This window comes from Pseudaquabacterium terrae, from assembly GCF_013266755.1.
Lineage (GTDB): Bacteria > Pseudomonadota > Gammaproteobacteria > Burkholderiales > Burkholderiaceae_C > Pseudaquabacterium > Pseudaquabacterium terrae.
On sequence record NZ_JABRWJ010000002.1, the window covers coordinates 480,223 to 496,502 of the forward strand.

At 71.3% G+C, this 16,280-nt stretch carries 14 protein-coding genes; 13 read left to right on the forward strand and 1 reads right to left on the reverse strand.

The annotated features are described in order from the left end of the window. The first annotated feature begins 2 nt into the window (after positions 1 to 2). Genes HLB44_RS07330 through HLB44_RS07375 form a run of 10 tightly spaced genes read left to right on the forward strand, consistent with a single transcriptional unit; the run spans position 3 to position 10,209 of the window. A complete protein-coding gene (locus HLB44_RS07330; RefSeq protein ID WP_173121894.1) occupies positions 3 to 596 on the forward strand; it encodes an acyltransferase in 594 nt (197 codons plus the stop codon). After that, positions 578 to 1,693 (forward strand): DegT/DnrJ/EryC1/StrS family aminotransferase, encoded by a 1,116-nt coding sequence (locus HLB44_RS07335; RefSeq protein ID WP_173121895.1) that lies wholly within the window; start codon positions 578 to 580, stop codon positions 1,691 to 1,693. Before HLB44_RS07330 ends, HLB44_RS07335 begins: the two co-directional genes overlap by 19 nt. A 6-nt stretch (positions 1,694 to 1,699) precedes the next feature. Continuing rightward, positions 1,700 to 2,929, forward strand: coding sequence for an oligosaccharide flippase family protein (locus HLB44_RS07340; RefSeq protein ID WP_173121896.1), 1,230 nt, complete (start codon positions 1,700 to 1,702; stop codon positions 2,927 to 2,929). Continuing rightward, positions 2,929 to 3,519, forward strand: coding sequence for an acyltransferase (locus HLB44_RS07345; protein WP_173122252.1), 591 nt, complete (start codon positions 2,929 to 2,931; stop codon positions 3,517 to 3,519). The genes HLB44_RS07340 and HLB44_RS07345 overlap by 1 nt, the downstream gene beginning before the upstream one ends. Next, complete coding sequence (locus HLB44_RS07350) at positions 3,516 to 4,616, forward strand: glycosyltransferase (RefSeq protein WP_173121897.1); 1,101 nt, start codon at positions 3,516 to 3,518, stop codon at positions 4,614 to 4,616. Before HLB44_RS07345 ends, HLB44_RS07350 begins: the two co-directional genes overlap by 4 nt. Then, positions 4,613 to 5,830 (forward strand): glycosyltransferase family 4 protein, encoded by a 1,218-nt coding sequence (locus HLB44_RS07355; protein ID WP_173121898.1) that lies wholly within the window; start codon positions 4,613 to 4,615, stop codon positions 5,828 to 5,830. The genes HLB44_RS07350 and HLB44_RS07355 overlap by 4 nt, the downstream gene beginning before the upstream one ends. Then, the gene (locus tag HLB44_RS07360) at positions 5,827 to 6,519 is read left to right on the forward strand and encodes a class I SAM-dependent methyltransferase (protein ID WP_173121899.1); all 693 of its coding nucleotides are present in this window, start codon (positions 5,827 to 5,829) and stop codon (positions 6,517 to 6,519) included. The genes HLB44_RS07355 and HLB44_RS07360 overlap by 4 nt, the downstream gene beginning before the upstream one ends. Then, complete coding sequence (locus HLB44_RS07365) at positions 6,516 to 7,682, forward strand: DegT/DnrJ/EryC1/StrS family aminotransferase (RefSeq protein ID WP_173121900.1); 1,167 nt, start codon at positions 6,516 to 6,518, stop codon at positions 7,680 to 7,682. Before HLB44_RS07360 ends, HLB44_RS07365 begins: the two co-directional genes overlap by 4 nt. An 8-nt stretch (positions 7,683 to 7,690) precedes the next feature. Beyond that, entirely contained in the window at positions 7,691 to 8,287 is a 597-nt protein-coding gene (locus tag HLB44_RS07370; protein ID WP_173121901.1) for a sugar transferase, read from the forward strand. Continuing rightward, positions 8,284 to 10,209, forward strand: coding sequence for an SDR family NAD(P)-dependent oxidoreductase (locus HLB44_RS07375; RefSeq protein WP_173121902.1), 1,926 nt, complete (start codon positions 8,284 to 8,286; stop codon positions 10,207 to 10,209). The genes HLB44_RS07370 and HLB44_RS07375 overlap by 4 nt, the downstream gene beginning before the upstream one ends. A 21-nt stretch (positions 10,210 to 10,230) precedes the next feature. Here the strand turns inward: HLB44_RS07375 and HLB44_RS07380 are convergent, their stop codons facing one another. After that, positions 10,231 to 11,013: a Crp/Fnr family transcriptional regulator gene (locus HLB44_RS07380; protein WP_173121903.1), complete on the reverse strand. Its 783-nt coding sequence runs from the start codon at positions 11,011 to 11,013 to the stop codon at positions 10,231 to 10,233. 53 nt (positions 11,014 to 11,066) lie between these two features. On the opposite strand from HLB44_RS07380, the gene HLB44_RS07385 reads away from it, so the two are divergent. The 3 genes from HLB44_RS07385 to HLB44_RS07395 all read left to right on the forward strand — a co-directional run bounded on the left by HLB44_RS07385 (position 11,067) and on the right by HLB44_RS07395 (position 16,013). Next, positions 11,067 to 12,395 (forward strand): FecR family protein, encoded by a 1,329-nt coding sequence (locus tag HLB44_RS07385; RefSeq protein ID WP_173121904.1) that lies wholly within the window; start codon positions 11,067 to 11,069, stop codon positions 12,393 to 12,395. A 130-nt stretch (positions 12,396 to 12,525) separates the two neighbouring features. After that, complete coding sequence (locus HLB44_RS07390) at positions 12,526 to 14,580, forward strand: CHASE2 domain-containing protein (RefSeq protein WP_281375129.1); 2,055 nt, start codon at positions 12,526 to 12,528, stop codon at positions 14,578 to 14,580. 53 nt (positions 14,581 to 14,633) lie between these two features. Continuing rightward, the gene (locus HLB44_RS07395) at positions 14,634 to 16,013 is read left to right on the forward strand and encodes a hypothetical protein (RefSeq protein ID WP_173121906.1); all 1,380 of its coding nucleotides are present in this window, start codon (positions 14,634 to 14,636) and stop codon (positions 16,011 to 16,013) included. The last annotated feature ends 267 nt before the right edge of the window (positions 16,014 to 16,280 follow it).

Below are 16,280 nucleotides of genomic sequence, written 5' to 3' on the forward strand. Positions count from 1 at the left end.
CAATGCCGGCCCATGTGAGCGTCCATCCCAGCGCGATCGTCGACGACGGCGCCCAGCTCGGCGACGGTTGCCACGTCTGGCATTTCGCGCACATCAGCGCGGGCGCGCGCATCGGCCGCGGCTGCTCGTTCGGGCAGGGGGTGTACGTCGGCAATGACGTCGTGGTCGGCGACAACGTCAAGGTGCAGAACAACGTCTCGGTCTACGACGCGGTGACGCTGGAAGACGACGTGTTCTGCGGCCCGAGCATGGTGTTCACCAACGTGCACAACCCGCGCTCGGCGGTGTCGCGCAAGTCCGAGTACCGCCGCACGCTGGTCCGGCGCGGTGCCACGCTCGGCGCCAACTGCACCATCGTCTGCGGCACGACGGTCGGCGAATATGCCTTTGTCGGCGCTGGTGCGGTGGTCAGCCGCGACGTGCCGGCATTCGCGCTGGTGGTCGGCGTGCCGGCGCGGCGCATCGGCTGGATGAGCCGGCATGGCGAGCGGCTGGACCTATCTCCCAAAGGCAGCGGCGAGGCGACCTGCCCCGCCACCGGCGAACGCTACCGCCTCGAAGGCGACACCTTGACCCTATGCAGTTCACCGACCTGAAGTCGCAGTACGCGGCGCTGAAGACCAGCATCGATGCGCGCATCCAGCGCGTGCTCGACCACGGCCAGTACATCATGGGCCCGGAGGTCGCCGAGATGGAGGCCGCGCTCGCCCGGCTGACCGGCGCGAAGCATTGCATCGCCGTCGCCAGCGGTACCGAGGCGCTGCTGATCGCGCTGATGGCGCTGGACATCCGGCCCGGCGACGAGGTGATCACGACGCCGTTCACCTTCGCGGCCACCGCCGAGATGATCGTGCTGGCCGGCGCCCGGCCGGTCTTCGTCGACATCGAGCCCGACACCTGCAACCTCGATGCGCGCCTGATCGAGGCGGCGATCACGCCGCGCACGCGGGCCATCATGCCGGTCAGCCTCTATGGCCAGGTGGCCGACATGGCCGAGATCAATGCGGTTGCCGCCGCCCACGGGCTGGCGGTGATCGAAGACGCCGCGCAGAGCTTCGGCGCGTCGTACCAGGGCGGCCGGAGCTGCAACCTGTCGACCTTCGGTGCGACCAGCTTCTTCCCGAGCAAGCCGCTGGGCTGTTATGGCGATGGCGGCGCGCTGTTCACGAGCGACGACCAGCTCGCGCAGGCCTGCCGCGAGATCCGCGTGCACGGGCAGAGCGGGCGTTACCACCACACGCGCCTCGGCGTCGGCGGGCGCATGGACACGCTGCAGTGCGCGGTGGTGCTCGGCAAGCTCGAACGTTTCGACTGGGAAATCGAACGCCGGCTGGCGCTCGGCGCGCGTTATGCGCAACTGATCGACGCGCGCGGGCTGCCGCTGCAACGCCTGGCCGTGCGGCCGGACCGCGATTGCGTGTGGGCGCAGTACACCGTGCTGATCGATGACCGAGCGCGCGCGCAGCAGGCCTTGCAGGCCGCGGGCATTCCGACGGCCGTGCACTACCCGAAGCCGTTGCACCATCAGCCGGCCTACGCCGTGGGGCAGGACCCCGCCGCCTGCCCGCACAGCGTGCGCGCCGCGCAGCGTGTGCTGAGCCTGCCGATGAGCGCCGACCTGAGCGAGGCCGACCAGGACCGCGTCGTCGCCGCGCTGGCCGCGGCGCTGGCCACCGCCTCGTCGCCTGCCTGACCCAGCATGGCATCGGCCGGCCTGCTGCGAGCGACGCTGACGCTCCTGACCGGCGGTGCGCTCGCGCAGGCCTTGCCGCTGCTGCTCGGGCCCTGGCTCGCGCGGCTGTACAGCCCCCAGGAGTTCGGCATCTACCACCTGTTCGCCGCGGTCGCCGCGAACCTCGCGGTGATCGGCTGTGCGCGCTACGAATTCGCGCTGCCGCTGGCCGCCGACGCGCGCGAGGCCGATGCGCTGCGGCTGCTGTGCCTGGCGCTGCTGGCCGCGGTGACGCTGCTGTCGGCGGTCGTTGCGGCCTGGTGGGCCTGGAGCAGCGCGGTGACGTGGCCGCTGTGGCTGCCGCTGGCGGTGGCCGCGCTCGGCGTCCTGTCGCTCGCCACGCTGTGGGCGACGCGCCAGCAGCGCTTCCATGCGCTGGCCGGTGCACGCGTGCTGCAGCACGGCGGCGGCGCCGCCGCGCAGGTCGCCGCGGGCCTGGCGCAGGGCGGCCTGCACGGGCTGATTGCCGCGCCGATTGCCGCGGCGCTGGCGGCGTTCGCGTTGCTGAGGCTGCCGCTGGGCCGCGGCGTTTCGACCACGACCGCCGACTTGCAGGCCGCCGCGCGCCGCCACCGCGAGTTCCCGCTGCTGAACACGCCGCATGCCTTCCTCGGTGCACTGCAGGACACCGTGACGATGGCGCTGATCACCGCGCAGCTCGGCGCGGCCGCCGGCGGCGCCTGGGGCCTGGCACTGCGCTACCTGAAAGCGCCGGCGACGCTGGTCGGCGGCGCGTTGTCGCAGGCGCTGTATCCGCGGCTGGCCTCCGCGGGGATCGCCGGCGGCATCACCGTCGAAGCGCGCGCGACGGTGCGCCGGGCAATGCTGGCGCTGGCAGCGATCGCCGCGCCGCTGGTGGCGCTGCTGTGGGTGCTCGGGCCGGACCTCTTCGCCTGGGCCTTCGGCGAGCGCTGGCGCGAGGCCGGCGAGCTCGCGCGCGCGCTGGCGCTGTACATCGGCGTGCACTTCGTCGCGTCGCCGCTGGCGGTGGTCACGATGGCCTGGGGCGCGCAGGCCTGGGCGCTGCGGCTCGCGCTGGTCGGCCAGGCGGCCTTCCTCTTGGCGCTGGCGCTCGGCCTGCAGTTCGGCAGCCTGGCCGCGGCCGGCTGGGCCGTGTCGATCGTCACGGCCGCGTACTTCGGCTGGTACTTCTTCAAGCTCGCCACCTGGCCGGTGGTGCGCGAGGAGGCCGCATGATGCGCGCTTGGGTCAATCGGCTGCGGCGGCACCTGGCCCGCTGGCTGTGGCACCGCATCCTGTTCGGCGAGTCATCGCAGGGCCGCTGGCTGCCGAGCACCCGCATCGCGCCGTCGACCTGCATCGAGCACGAAGAACGCCTGCGGCTCGCCGACCACGTCTACATCGGCCCGTTCAACTTCATCGAAGCCAGCGCCGGCGTCGAGATCGGCGAGGGCGTGCAGATCACGCACCACGCCAGCATCGTCACGCACAGCTCGCACCGCGCGCAGCGCCTGCTCGGCCGCCGCTTCGTCGACTGGGACGGCGACCGGCCGGGCTGGATCGCGGCGCCGGTGGTCATCGGCGCCTACAGCTTCATCGGCCCGCACAGCCTGCTCGAAGCCGGCACGCGGCTCGGCCGCGGCAGCGTCGTGCGCGCCGGCAGCGTCGTGCGCGGCGAGTTCCCGGATTTCGCGGTGCTCGCCGGCAACCCGGCGCAGGTGGTCGGCGACGCGCGCGCGGCCGACCGGCGCTGGCTCGAACGCCATCCCGAGCTGCTGGCGCACTACGAAGCGTGGGCCGGGAAGCTGCCGGGGGCGCCCCAATGAAGCTCGTGCTGATCGGCGACGGCGAAAGCCCGCACCTCGTCAAGTGGGCGCGCGCGCTCGAGCCGCGGCTGGAGCTGTACGCCGCCTCGTCGCGCGGCTTTGCGCCGGCGCTCGCCGAGCTGCTGCCGCCCGAGCGCCGCCTGGCGCTGAACACGCGGCCGAACTTCGCCGGCGGCAACACGGCGGTGCTGCGCAGCCTGCCGCGGCTGGGCGATTGGCTGAAGACGCTGCAGCCCGACTGGCTGCACGCCCACTACCTGACCTCGCACGGCACGTTGGCCGTGGCGGCGAAACGGGTCTGGGGTCTGCAGGCGCGCATCGCCGGCTCGGCCTGGGGCTCGGACATCCTCGTCGCCCCCGATCGCAGCGTCGCGCTGCGCTGGCTGACGCGGCGCGTGCTGCGCGCGTGCACGCTGTGCACCAGCGATTCGCTGCACATGGCCGAGCGCATGCGCGCGCTCGGTGCGCGCGAGGTGATGAGCTTCCCGTTCGGGCTCGAGACCTTGCCGCCGCCGCCCGGCAACAAGTCCGAGCGCCTGTTCTTCGCCAACCGCGGCCTGGAGCCGATCTACGCGCCCGATCGCGTGCTCGCCGCGTTCACGACGATCGCGCGCGACTGGCCCGATGCCGAGCTGGTGCTGGCCAACGACGGCTCGCTGCGCCCGGCGCTGGAGCAGTGGGTGCAAGGCTCCGAGATCGCCGGCCGCGTGCGCTTCGTCGGCCGGCTCGATGCGGACGCCCAAGCGCGCTGGTACGCGAACGCACGCTGGTACTTCAGCCTGCCGCACTCCGATTCGGTCTCGGTCTCGGTGCTGGAGGCGATGGCCTACGGCTGCGTGCCGATCCTGTCGGACCTGCCGGCCAACCGCGAGCTGGTCAACGACGGCGACAACGGCCTGATCCTCGCCGACGGCCGGCTGCCCGATGCCGCCGAGCTGCACGGCATCGCCGTGCGCGCCGACCGCATCGCGCTGGCCAACCACGGCTGGGTCGCGCGGCAGGCGATGTTCGAGCCGGCGGTCGAGCGTTTCGTCGCGCGGCTGCATGCGCTGCAGGCGGGGCACGGGCTGCGGCGCCCGCGGGGATCGGTGGCTTGAACATCCTGCTGCTGAACCACTACGCCGGCCACCCGTCGCTCGGCATGGAGTACCGGCCGTACTACCTGGCGCGCGAATGGGTGCGGCTCGGCCACCGGGTGCAGATCGTCGCCGCGTCGCACAGCCATGTGCGCACGCACCAGCCCGCGCCGGGCGACCAGCTGCTCGACGGCATCCGCTACCGCTGGCTGCCGACGCCGGCCTACCAGGGCAACGGGTTCGGCCGCGCGTGGAACATCTTCCGCTTCCTGTGGCCGCTGTGGCGCGATGCACGCGCGCTGGTCGACGAGTTCCGGCCCGACGTGGTGATCGCGTCGAGCACCTACCCGATGGACATCTGGGTCGCGCGCCGCATCGCGCGGCTGGCGCAGGCGACGCTGGTCTTCGAGGTGCACGACCTGTGGCCGCTGTCGCCGATCGAGCTGTCGGGCATGTCGCCGAAGCATCCGTTCATGCTGCTGTGCCAGGCCGCCGAATCCAGCGCCTACCGGCATGCCGACCGCGTCGTCTCGATGCTGCCGGTGGTGCACGACTACATGGCCTCGCGCGGGCTCGACCTGAAGCGCCTGGCGATCGTGCCGAACGGCATCACGCTCGACGAGTGGCAGGGCACGCCGGCGCCGCTGCGCGAAGACGTCGCCGCGGCGATTGCGCTGCAGCGCGCCGCCGGCCGCACGGTGGTCGGCTACGCGGGCTCGATGGGGCTGCCGAATGCGCTCGACGTGCTGCTCGATGCCGCAAAGCGGCTGCGCGGCGAGCCGATCGCGCTGATGCTGGTCGGCGACGGGCTGGAGCGCGAGCGCCTGGTGCAGCGCATCGCCGAGGAAGGCCTGACGAATGTGCAGTGGCTGCCGCCGATTCCAAAGGCGCAGGTGCCGAGCCTGCTCGCGCTGATCGACATCGCCTACATCGGCTGGCAGCGGGTGCCGATCTACCGCTTCGGCATCGCGCCGAACAAGCTGATGGACTACATGATGGCTTCGCTGCCGGTGCTGCACTCGGTGGCCGCCGGCAACGACCCGGTGGCCGAGAGCGGCTGCGGCTTCACTGTCGCGCCGCAATCTCCGCAAGAAGTCGCCGATGGCCTGAAGCGCCTGGCCGCCGTGCCGCCGGCCGAGCGCCGCGCCATGGGTGAACGTGGCCGCGCCTTCGTGATGGCGCACCACACCTATCCGGTGCTGGCCGAGCGCTTCCTGCAGGCGGTGCGGCGATGAGTGATGAGCCGAACGCGGTGGTCGAGCGCTACGCGCGCCGCGCGGCGCCCGATCGCTACAGCCTGCTGCAGCCCGATGTCTGGCAGACGGTGCAGGAGCGGCAGCGCCGCATGCTTCGCCTGTTCGCGCGGCTCGGCTGGCACGACCTGGCGCGGCTGCGCGCGCTCGAGGTCGGCTGCGGCGCCGGGGGCAACCTGCTGGAGCTGCTGCGGCTGGGCCTGCAGCCCGAGCACCTGGCCGGCATCGAGCTGCTGCCGGATCGTTTCGCGCTCGCGCGCCGCGTGCTGCCTGCGACGGTCACGCTGTGGCAGGGCGATGCGAGCGCGCTGCCGATCGAGCCTGCCAGCCGCGACCTCGTGCTGCAGTCGACTGTTTTTTCGTCGTTGCTCGACGAAACCTTCCAGCAGCGTCTCGCCGAACGCATGTGGCGCTGGGTCGCGCCCGGCGGCGGCGTGCTGTGGTACGACTTCACCATCGACAATCCGCGCAATCCGGATGTGCGCGGCGTGCCGCTGACGCGCATCCGGGCGCTGTTTCCGGACGCCCGGATGTCGCATTGGCGCGTGACGCTGGCGCCGCCGCTGGCGCGCGCGGTCTGTCGCCTGCATCCTGCCCTCTATCCCGTCTTCAACACCTTGCCGCTGCTGCGCACCCACGTGCTGGCCTGGCTTCAGAAACCCGCTCCATGACTGCTGCTGCACCGTTCCTGCCGTTCGCGGCGCCCGAGATCGGCGACGAAGAAATCGCCGAGGTGATCGACACGCTGAAGACCGGCTGGATCACGACCGGCCCGAAGGCCAAACGCTTCGAGGCCGACTTCGCGGAATTCCTCGGTGACACGACGCTGCACTGCATCGCGGTGAACTCCGCCACCGCCGGCCTGCACCTGGCGCTCGAAGCGCTAGGCATCGGCCCCGGCGACGAGGTGATCACGACGACGCACACCTTCACCGCCACCGCCGAGGTCGTGCGCTACCTCGGTGCCGACGTCAGGCTCGTCGACATCGATCCCGCAACGCTGAACATCGACCCCGCATTGGTCGAGGCGGCGATCACGCCGGCGACCAAGGCGATCATCCCGGTGCACTATGCGGGCCTCGCCGCCGACATGCCCGCGCTGCTGGCGATCGCCCGGCGCCACGGCCTGAAGCTCGTCGAGGACGCCGCGCATGCGCTGCCGACGACCTGCGCCGGTGAGCTCATCGGCACGCTGGCGAGCGATGCCACCGTCTTCAGCTTCTATGCCAACAAGACGATCACCACCGGCGAGGGCGGCATGCTGGTGACGCGCGACGCCGCGCTGGCGCAGCGCGCCAAGGTGATGCGCCTGCACGGCATGAGCCGGGATGCTTTCGACCGCTTCACCGCCACGGTGCCGAGCTGGTACTACGAGGTCATCGCGCCCGGCTTCAAGTACAACCTGACCGACATCGCCGCGGCGCTTGGCATCCACCAGCTGAAGAAGGCCCGGCGCTTCCAGCAGCGGCGCACGCAGATCGCGCACGCGTATGCCGCGGCGTTCGCGGCGCTGCCGTTGACGTGCGCGCCGATGGCGCCGGCGGGCGAGCTGCATGCGTGGCATCTGTATCCGGTGCAGCTCGGGGACGACGCCGGCATCAGCCGCGAGCGTTTCATCGAGAAGCTGTTCGCGCTCGGCATCGGCTGCAGCGTGCACTACATCCCGCTGCACCAGCAGCCGTACTGGCGCGATCGCTATCAGCTGAAAGCAGCGGATTTCCCCCACAGCCAGCGCGCCTACGAGCGCATGGCGAGTCTGCCGATCTACTCGCGCATGAGCGACGACGACGTCGAGCGGGTGATCGCGTCGGTGAAGGCCGTGTTGCAGGGCTGATCAAACGCATGGGCAAGCGGCTGTTCGACATCGTGGTGTCTGCGCTGGCGCTGGCCCTGCTGTCGCCGCTGCTGCTGCTGATCGCGCTGGCGATCCGCCTCGACTCCGCGGGCCCGGTGTTCTTCCGCCAGCAGCGCATCGGCCGCCACGGCCGGCCGTTTCGCATCCACAAGTTCCGCACGATGGTCGCCGACGCGCCCGAGCGCGGGCCGGCCGTGACGGTCGGCCGCGATCCGCGCATCACGCGCATCGGTCACCGGCTGCGCGACGCCCGGCTCGACGAGCTGCCGCAGCTGATCGACGTGCTCAAGGGCGACATGAGCCTGGTCGGCCCGCGCCCCGAGGTGCCTCGCTACGTCGCGCACTATCCGGCGGCGCTGCGCGAGCGTGTGCTCGCGGTGCGCCCCGGCATCACCGATCCGGCGTCGCTGGAGCACCTGGACGAGGCCGCGCTGCTCGATGCCGCCGCCGACCCCGAGCGCGAGTACATCGAGGTGATCCTGCCGAAGAAGCTCGCCGCGCAAGCCGCGTATGCTGCGCGCGCCACGCTCTTGTCCGACTTCGGCGTGCTGCTGCGCACCGTGCGCCTGCTGATCTCCCGATGACCCTCCCGGCCGACCCCAGCGATCCCTCCAGCGACCCCGCCAGCGACGCCGAGCGCGACCTGTCGTTCTGGTTGCGGCTCGACCGCGCGCTCGCCATGCTGCGGCCGCAGCGCGTGCCGCTGTCGATGCTGATCGATGGCGGGGTCGTCGTGCTGGCCTGGAACGTGACGTACCTGTTCCGCCTCGGCTTCGAGCGCTGGCTCAGCGCACGGCCGAGCTACGACGGCTGGGTGCTGCTCGGCATCGTCATCGCCTACCTCGCCGCGTTCGCCGCGCTGCGTGTGCCGCAGGGCATGTGGCGCTTCGCGGGCTTCGGCGACATCAAGCGCCTGGCGCTGGCCTGCGTCATCGCCGGCCTGGGCGCGGCGGTGATCGTGCTGATGCTGCAGCTGACGGCGGTGCCGCGCGCGGTGCTGGCGCTGCACCCGGTCGTCACGCTGATGGGGCTGGCGCTGGCGCGGCTGGCCTACCGCATGTTGTACGAGCACGCGCGCTCGCGCATCACCGGCAGCGACGCCGAGGTCAAGCGCGCGATCGTGATGGGCGCCGGCGAAGCGGCGCGGCGGCTGATCGCCGGCATCCAGCACCAGGGCTGGCTGGTGCTCGGGCTGCTCGACGACGACCCGACGAAGCAGGGCGCGCGCATCGCCGGCGTGCCGGTGCTGGGGCCGCTGGAGGCGGTGCGCGACAAGGCGGTGCGCGGCGCCGCGACGCACATCGTCGTCGCGATGCCGGCGGCGCGCGGCGCGCAGCGGCGGCGCGCGTTCGAGCTCGCCGCGACGGCCGGGCTGCCGGTGCTGACGGTGCCGTCCTCCGCCGAGCTGCACACCGGCCGCGCAGCGATCGAGCGCGTGCGCGACATCGAGCCCGACGACCTGCTCGGCCGCGAGCCGGTGCAGCTGGACGAAGCCGGCATCGCCGAGGCGCTGTCGGGCAAGACGGTGCTGGTCACCGGCGCCGGCGGCTCGATCGGCAGCGAGCTGTGCCGGCAGCTGGCGATGTACGGCCCGGCGCGGCTCGTGCTCGTCGAGCAGAGCGAATTCAACCTCTACACGATCGAGCAGGCGCTGTCGGCACAGTTCCCGCAGCTGCCGCTGGTGCGGCTGGTCGGCGACGTCAAGGATTACGAGACGCTGCGCGCCCTCTTCGCGCACTGGCGGCCGCAGGTGATCTTCCACGCGGCGGCCTACAAGCACGTGCCGCTGATGGAGGAACACAACGCCTTCGCCGCGCTGGCCAACAATACGCTGGGCACCTATCACGCCGCCAGAGCGGCCGGCGAATGCGGCGCCGAGCGCTTCGTGCTGATCTCGACCGACAAGGCGGTCAACCCGACCAACGTGATGGGCGCGAGCAAGCGCGCGGCCGAGCGTGTGGTGTCGGCGCTGGCCAAGCAGTACGCCGGCACGCGCTTCATCGCGGTGCGCTTCGGCAACGTGCTCGGCTCCAGCGGCAGCGTGATCCCGAAGTTCAAGGAGCAGATCGCGCAGGGCGGGCCGGTGACGGTGACGCACCCGGACATCATTCGCTACTTCATGACGATCCCCGAGGCCGCGCGCCTGGTGCTGCAGGCCGCGGCGATCGGTGAGAGCGGCCAGGTGCTGGTGCTCGACATGGGCGAGCCGGTCAAGATCGTCGACCTGGCGCGCGACATGATCCGGCTGTCGGGCCATGCGGTCGACGAGATCGCCATCGTCTACTCGGGCCTGCGCCCGGGCGAGAAGCTCTACGAGGAGCTGCTCGCCGACGCCGACACGACGCTGCCGACGCCGGTGGCGCGACTGAGGCTGGCGCAACTGCGTGACGAGGATGCCGGCGCGGTCCTGGCATGGGTGCAGGCGATCCGGGCCGACCAGCGGCTCGACGACGATGCGGTGCGCGCGCTGCTGCGCGCCGTGGTGCCGGAGTACCGGCCGGCGTGAGCCGGCACAGCCACGTGGCGCTCAGCCCTTGGCCGGCGCCACCTTGCCGTCGGCCGCCTGCTGCAGCGTGTCCGGCTGGTGCACGACGAGCTGGTTGCCGTCGCGGGCCAGCACCTTCAGCCCCTGCAGGAACTGCAGCGTGCGTGTCACCGTCTCGCGGCTGGTGTTCACCATGATCGCGATCTCCTGGTGCGTCGGCGGCATGATGATCACCAGGCGCCCGTCGCCGATCTTCTCGGCCAGCAGCGTGAGCTGCGCGCACACGCGCTGAAACGAGCTGGGCAGCGCCAGCACGGCGCGGTGGCTGGCCGTGCGCCGCATCCGGTCGGCCAGCCGGCCGGCCACGGCCTCCGCGCTGCGCGGGGTCGCGAACATCAGGTCGCGCGCGCGTTCGCGGTCGAGGAAGGTCAGGCGCGACGGGGCCACCGCGATGATGTATTCCGGCGCGGGTTGGCCGTCGATGACGGAAAGTTCGCCGAAGAAGTCACCGTCGCTGATGAATTCGAGGCCGACCTCGCGACCGTCGAGCGTAAAATTGACGACTTGCAGCCGTCCTTCGATCAGGAACCCGAGGCCGGCATCCGTCTCCCCGCGCTTGATGACGACCTGCCGACGTTCGACCCGGCGTTCGCTCATCACGGCGGACAGCTCCGCCACCTTTTCTGCAGGCAAGCGGTCGAACAGGCGCAGTCCCTGCAGTATCGGAATCAGGATCGGCATCGGAGCGCGGGTTGTACTTCGATAAAGCGGCGTCGCGTGTGATGCAGGACACATCGCGGTCTGCGCATCGCGTCGAAGATTCATTGTCCGTTATCGTGGCTGGCGCCTGTCCAGCCGCGCGGGTTGGAGGTAATCACATGATCAAGACCGCACTGAAAGCCAGCGGCCGCAGCGTTGCCGGCCTGGTGTCGGCCTTTACGGTCTGCGCCGTCGCGGCCGCCCAGCCGCAGGCCGTCGGCCATGTCAGCCTGGTGATCGGCGCCGCGCACGTGGTGCGGGCCGACGGTGCGCGCGAGTCCCTGCGCCGAGGCGCCTCGATCATGGTCGGCGACCGGCTCGAGACCACCGCCAACGGCCACGTCCATGTCCGCTTCGTCGACAACGGCGCGGTCAGCGTGCGGCCCGAGAGCGTGCTGGAGGTGCAGTCCTACAAGTACGACACGCAGAACCCGGCGCTCAACGAAGTGAAACTTCGCCTCGACCAGGGCACCAGCCGATCGATCTCCGGCGCCGCCACCGAGGCCGACAAGTCCCGTTTCCGCCTGAACACGCCGATCGCCGCGATCGGCGTGCGCGGCACCGACTTCATCGTCCAGAGCGACTTGAGCGGCGTGCGCGCAACGGTGGCCGACGGTGCCATCGTCATCGGTCCGCTGTCCGCGGACTGCACCACCGGCACGCTCGGTCCCTGCGCCGGCGAAGCAGCGCGCGTGCTCTCCGCCGGCATGGGCGGCCTGATGGCCGAGGTCCGCGCCGGCGAGAGCCGTACCCGCCTGGTGCCGGCCGCAGGCACCGTGCTGGCCACCGTCTCGGCCAAGCGCGACGAGGCCAACGGTCAGCGGCCGCAGGGTGAAACGCTGACCTATTCCGTCAACGACCGCACCGGTGCCGACCTGCTGACGATTGCCAGTGACCGCCGCATCCTCGACCCCAACCGGCCCGCCGACCTGACCGCGCAGCTGGTCTGGGGCCGCTGGACGGAGGGCGCGTCGCCCAACGACAAGATCGCGGTACCGGAATGGGCCGCCGCCGTCGGTCGCCACTACACCGGCATCGGCAACGGCGACATCGGTCTGTTCAGGGCCAACCAGACACAGCCCGGCAACATCCTGTCCGATTCGCTGAACGCTACCGCCGAGTTCAAGCTGACGCGCGCCTATGCCACCTATGAGCGGGGGGGCAAGTCCGAGATGGCCAGCGTCGACAACGGCACGTTGGTCATCGACTTCGCCCGGCGCAGTTTCTCCACTTTCTTGCCGCTGGCGTCGGCGTCGGGAGGCAGCGCCGAAGTGCGCGCCGGCGGCATCGTGCGCAGCAACGGCACGTTCGCGGTGCGGGACAGCGAGCAGCTCGTCGCCGGCGTCGTCTCCACCGATGGCAAGGAAGCGGGCTACCTGTTCGAGCGCAGCGCTGCCGGCGGCTGGTTCAAGGGACGCACGCTCTGGGGCGTGATCGGCGGGCGCTGAGTACCCGCCAGCGCCTGCGCCCACCACCCATCCCGGCAACCCGACCCACCCTGGCCCCATGTTCCCCCGCCTGCTGTCACCTTGGCAATTCCGCATCGCGGCGTTGCTGTTGGCGGCCGCGGCGGTGGCAATGGTTCAATGGCTGGCGCCCTCTGCACTGAGCCAGCTCGAGGCCATGGCCGGCGATGTCGCCTGGCGCACCGGCGCCACCCAACGGCCCGAGCGCCGGGTCGTCGTCGTCGACATCGACGAGGCGAGCCTGCGTGCGAACGGCCCGTGGCCGTGGCCGCGCACCGCGATGGCCGATCTGGCCGAGCGCCTCGCACGTGCCGGCGCGGCCGTGCAGGTGTACGACATCGGCTTCCCGGACCCCCGCCCAGGTGACGCAGCGCTGGCCGCCGCCTGGAGCCGCCGGCCGGTCGTGCTGGGTCAGCTGTTCTCACTGGACACGACGGTCACGCCGGAAGCGGGAACCATCGCCGGACGGCTGGCCGCCAGCGGCTGCCCGGAATTCGCCCCGAAGGGCCACGGTGCCTACGGAACGGCCGCCGAGCTGCTGACCGTGCGGCCCGCCGTCGGCCACATGACGCCGCGCATCGAGGGCGACGGCGTCGTGCGCCAGTTGCCGGCGCTGATCTGCCACCGCGGGGCGGCCTACTCGTCGCTGAGCCTGGCAGCGCTGTGGCGCCTTGCCCAGCCGGACCAGGACACCGAAGCGGCATCCGCGGATCCTGCGCTCGCGCCGGACTGGCAATGGCACGTCGCCGCCGAGCAGGGTGTCGGCACCAGCCCGCTGGCACCGGCCGCCTGGTTGAGCAGCCCCAGCTTCCCGGGGCTCGTGGTTCCGCTCGATGAACGCGGCAACCTCCGCGTGCCCTACCGTGTCGACCGCAAGGCCATTGCGTCGATCTCGGCAGCGAAGGTGCTTGCCGGCGACACCGATACGGCCCTGCTGAAAGGGGCCGTGGTGGTTGTCGGCGCCACCGCGTTCGGCGTCGGCGACGTCGTCGCGACGCCGCATGCGGCGGTCGCGGCCGGCCTGGAGGTCCATGTGCAGACCCTGGTCGGCCTGCTCGATCGCCGCATCCCGTACGAGCCGCGCATGGCGCGGCTGTTGCAAGTGCTGGCCGGGGTCGCGCTGGCCGGAATCTTGCTGCTGGTCGCCGTGCGGCCGGGTGGCCGCAATGCGCAACGCCTGCCGGCCGTCGGGCTGGCCCTGGCGCTGCTGGTCTGGCTGGCGTCCTCGGCGTCCCTGCTCGGTGCCGACCTCTGGCTGCCGTGGGCGCCGGTGGCGCTGTTCGTCCTGGCCGCCGCGGGCGCGCTGGCCATCGTCGAGCATGGCATCACGCTGCTGCAGCGCGAACGCCTGTCGGCCCACCTCGGCGCCTACCTGCCGCGACCGGTGGCCCAGCGCCTGATGAGCTCGGACCCGACGGGGCGCATCCAGGTTGAAGAGCGCGACGTCAGCGTGCTCGTGGCCGACATCCGCAACTTCTCCGCCTTCGCGGCACACCGCCCGGCCGAAGAGACCGTCGCGCTGCTGCACGCTTTCAGCTCGATCGCCGTCGATGTCGTCGAGCGGCACGGCGGGGTCGTCGAGCGCGTGGCCGGCGATTCGATCCTGGCGGTCTGGAACGCGTTCTCCCAGTGCGAAGCCCACCCCGAACAGGCGATGGCCGCCGCCCGGGAGCTGCTGAGCGCCACCCGGACCTTGTTGACCAGCAACCGCCTCGAGACCGATGGCGGATTGGTGCAACCCCTTGCGTTGGGGATTGGTCTGGAGAGCGGCACTGCTATCGTCGGCTCCTTCGGGCCGGCGCGGCGCCGCGCCCATGCGGCGCTCGGCGAGCCGGTCAGCATTGCTTCCCGCCTCCAGGAAATGACCATCGACCTGTCCGTGCCCATCCTGGCCGGGCCGCGGTTGGCCGCCGCGTTGCGCGCCGACAGCACCGAATCACTGGGTGAATATCTGCTCGAAGGCCTGGGTCGGCACTGCCGCATCTATGCCCCTGCCGGCTGGGCCGAACTGGTTCCGGTCGATCCGGGCTGGGCCACCGCGGCGACCGCGGGCGAGCGCCAGTCAGAATCGCGGGCATGGACCCGGTGGAACCATTCCGGCCTGATGTCGGCCGTGGCAGCCGGTCGGTCGTCTTCGCGCTCGAGATTCGGCCCGCGCAACGCGTGACAACGGGGGCGTCGGGTTCGTCCACCCGCTGGCGGTGGATTGTGGGATGTGCGTTGTCTGCGCTGGGCGCGGCACATGCGGCCGAAGCGCCGCCAAGCGTGGTGCGGCCGAACGAGCCGGCGACCGTCTGTGCACTGCTGGCGCCATCGCCGTGGCCCGCGACCACGGTCGAACGGCGCCTGCACCTGCGCCGCCTGGAGTCCGCCCAGGACCAATGCATCGGCCATGCCGGGTTTCTGGCAGTCCTCGGCGCCCTGTGGCTCGATGAGGGTGACGCTGAAACGGCCCGCGTGTGGCTGGAGCGTTCGTTGCTGCTCGAGCCCGACAACCTCGGTGCACTAGCCGACCATGCGCTGGCGCTGGCCGCGCTGGGCGAACCGGCCGCGCTGAAGGAACTGGCGTCGTCCTGGCGCAGCCGAAGCGATGTTCCACCCGCCCTGCTGCGACGCATCGAAAGCGCCGCCGGTGCCGGGACTGCTTTCCGGCTCGCCCGGGCGCGCCTGGGCGAGAACATGGACTGGCCGCGCTTTGCCGCACGGGGAGAGGCCTCGGTCCTCTTCGGCCATGACTCCAACCTCGCGGTCTCGCCGCGTCTGACCGAGCTGACGCTGACCCCGCCGGAGGGTGGTGACGTCGTGCTGCCGGTGATCAGCACGCCGCGCCGGGGCGCCGCCGTGCGTGCCGATCTGTCATGGCAGGCGGCGTGGGAACTGAGTCCGAACCGCATGGTGCGCACCGGACTCAACTTCGCCGCGCGCAACGCGCCGAGCGAGTCCAGCACCGACTGGTACCAGGCCCAGGCGGCGGCCAGCTTTACCCAGCGCTGGAACGGTTGGTCCGCATCGGTCCAGACCGACCTGTCGTGGTTCGGCGGTGCGCTGACCGAGCCCTATGCCCTCGGTCGGGCCCGCCTGGTGCTGGAGCAGCTGGGCGAGAGCTGCAGCCATGCCGCCCAATTCGAAACCGACGGCCGGCGCCAGCGCGACACCCGCAGCGCCGACAGCACCACCGTGCTGCTGGCCTGGCGCCTGCAATGCCGGCCGCTCGGTCGGCGCGACTGGCAGTGGTCGCTGGCGCTGCGCGGTGGCACCGATCGGCCGAATCACGACGGTCGCCCGGGTGGCGTACAGCGCAGCCTGGGCGGCGTGCTGCGGCTCGAACACCGGCCGGATCCGCTGACGACGATCGACCTGTCGATCGGCACGCTGCGGCTGGACGATCGCGAGGGCTACAGCACGTTGCTCGAGAACAACGCCGTGCGGCACCAAGCCCAGTCCTTCGTTTCGATGGAAGTCAGTCGTGCATTGCACACGTCATGGCTGCCGGGTGCCGAGTGGGTGGTGCAGCTCGGCCGCCATCGCCAGAGCAGCAACCTGGCGCTGTTCCGGCATGAAGGCACCACCGCCTACACGGGTTTGCGCTGGCCGTGGTGATCCGTTACCAGCCGGTTGTTGCTGCGGCACAACTCCGGACCCCTCAGAACCGACCCTCTGGGGGCTTCCGCCACCTTGAATGCGGGGAGGCCGGTGCAATAATCGCGCCGCTCGTCGAGCGGACACGGTCGTGCGCCTTGGAATGGGAGGTGGCGCCGATCGGTCGAAAAGAACCCGGTAGGCATGTGATGGCGATCACATGGCCGAGCCGGACCTCCCAGCAAACTGCAGCCCCATGATCAACAAGCTCGTCGTCCCTCGTTCGAC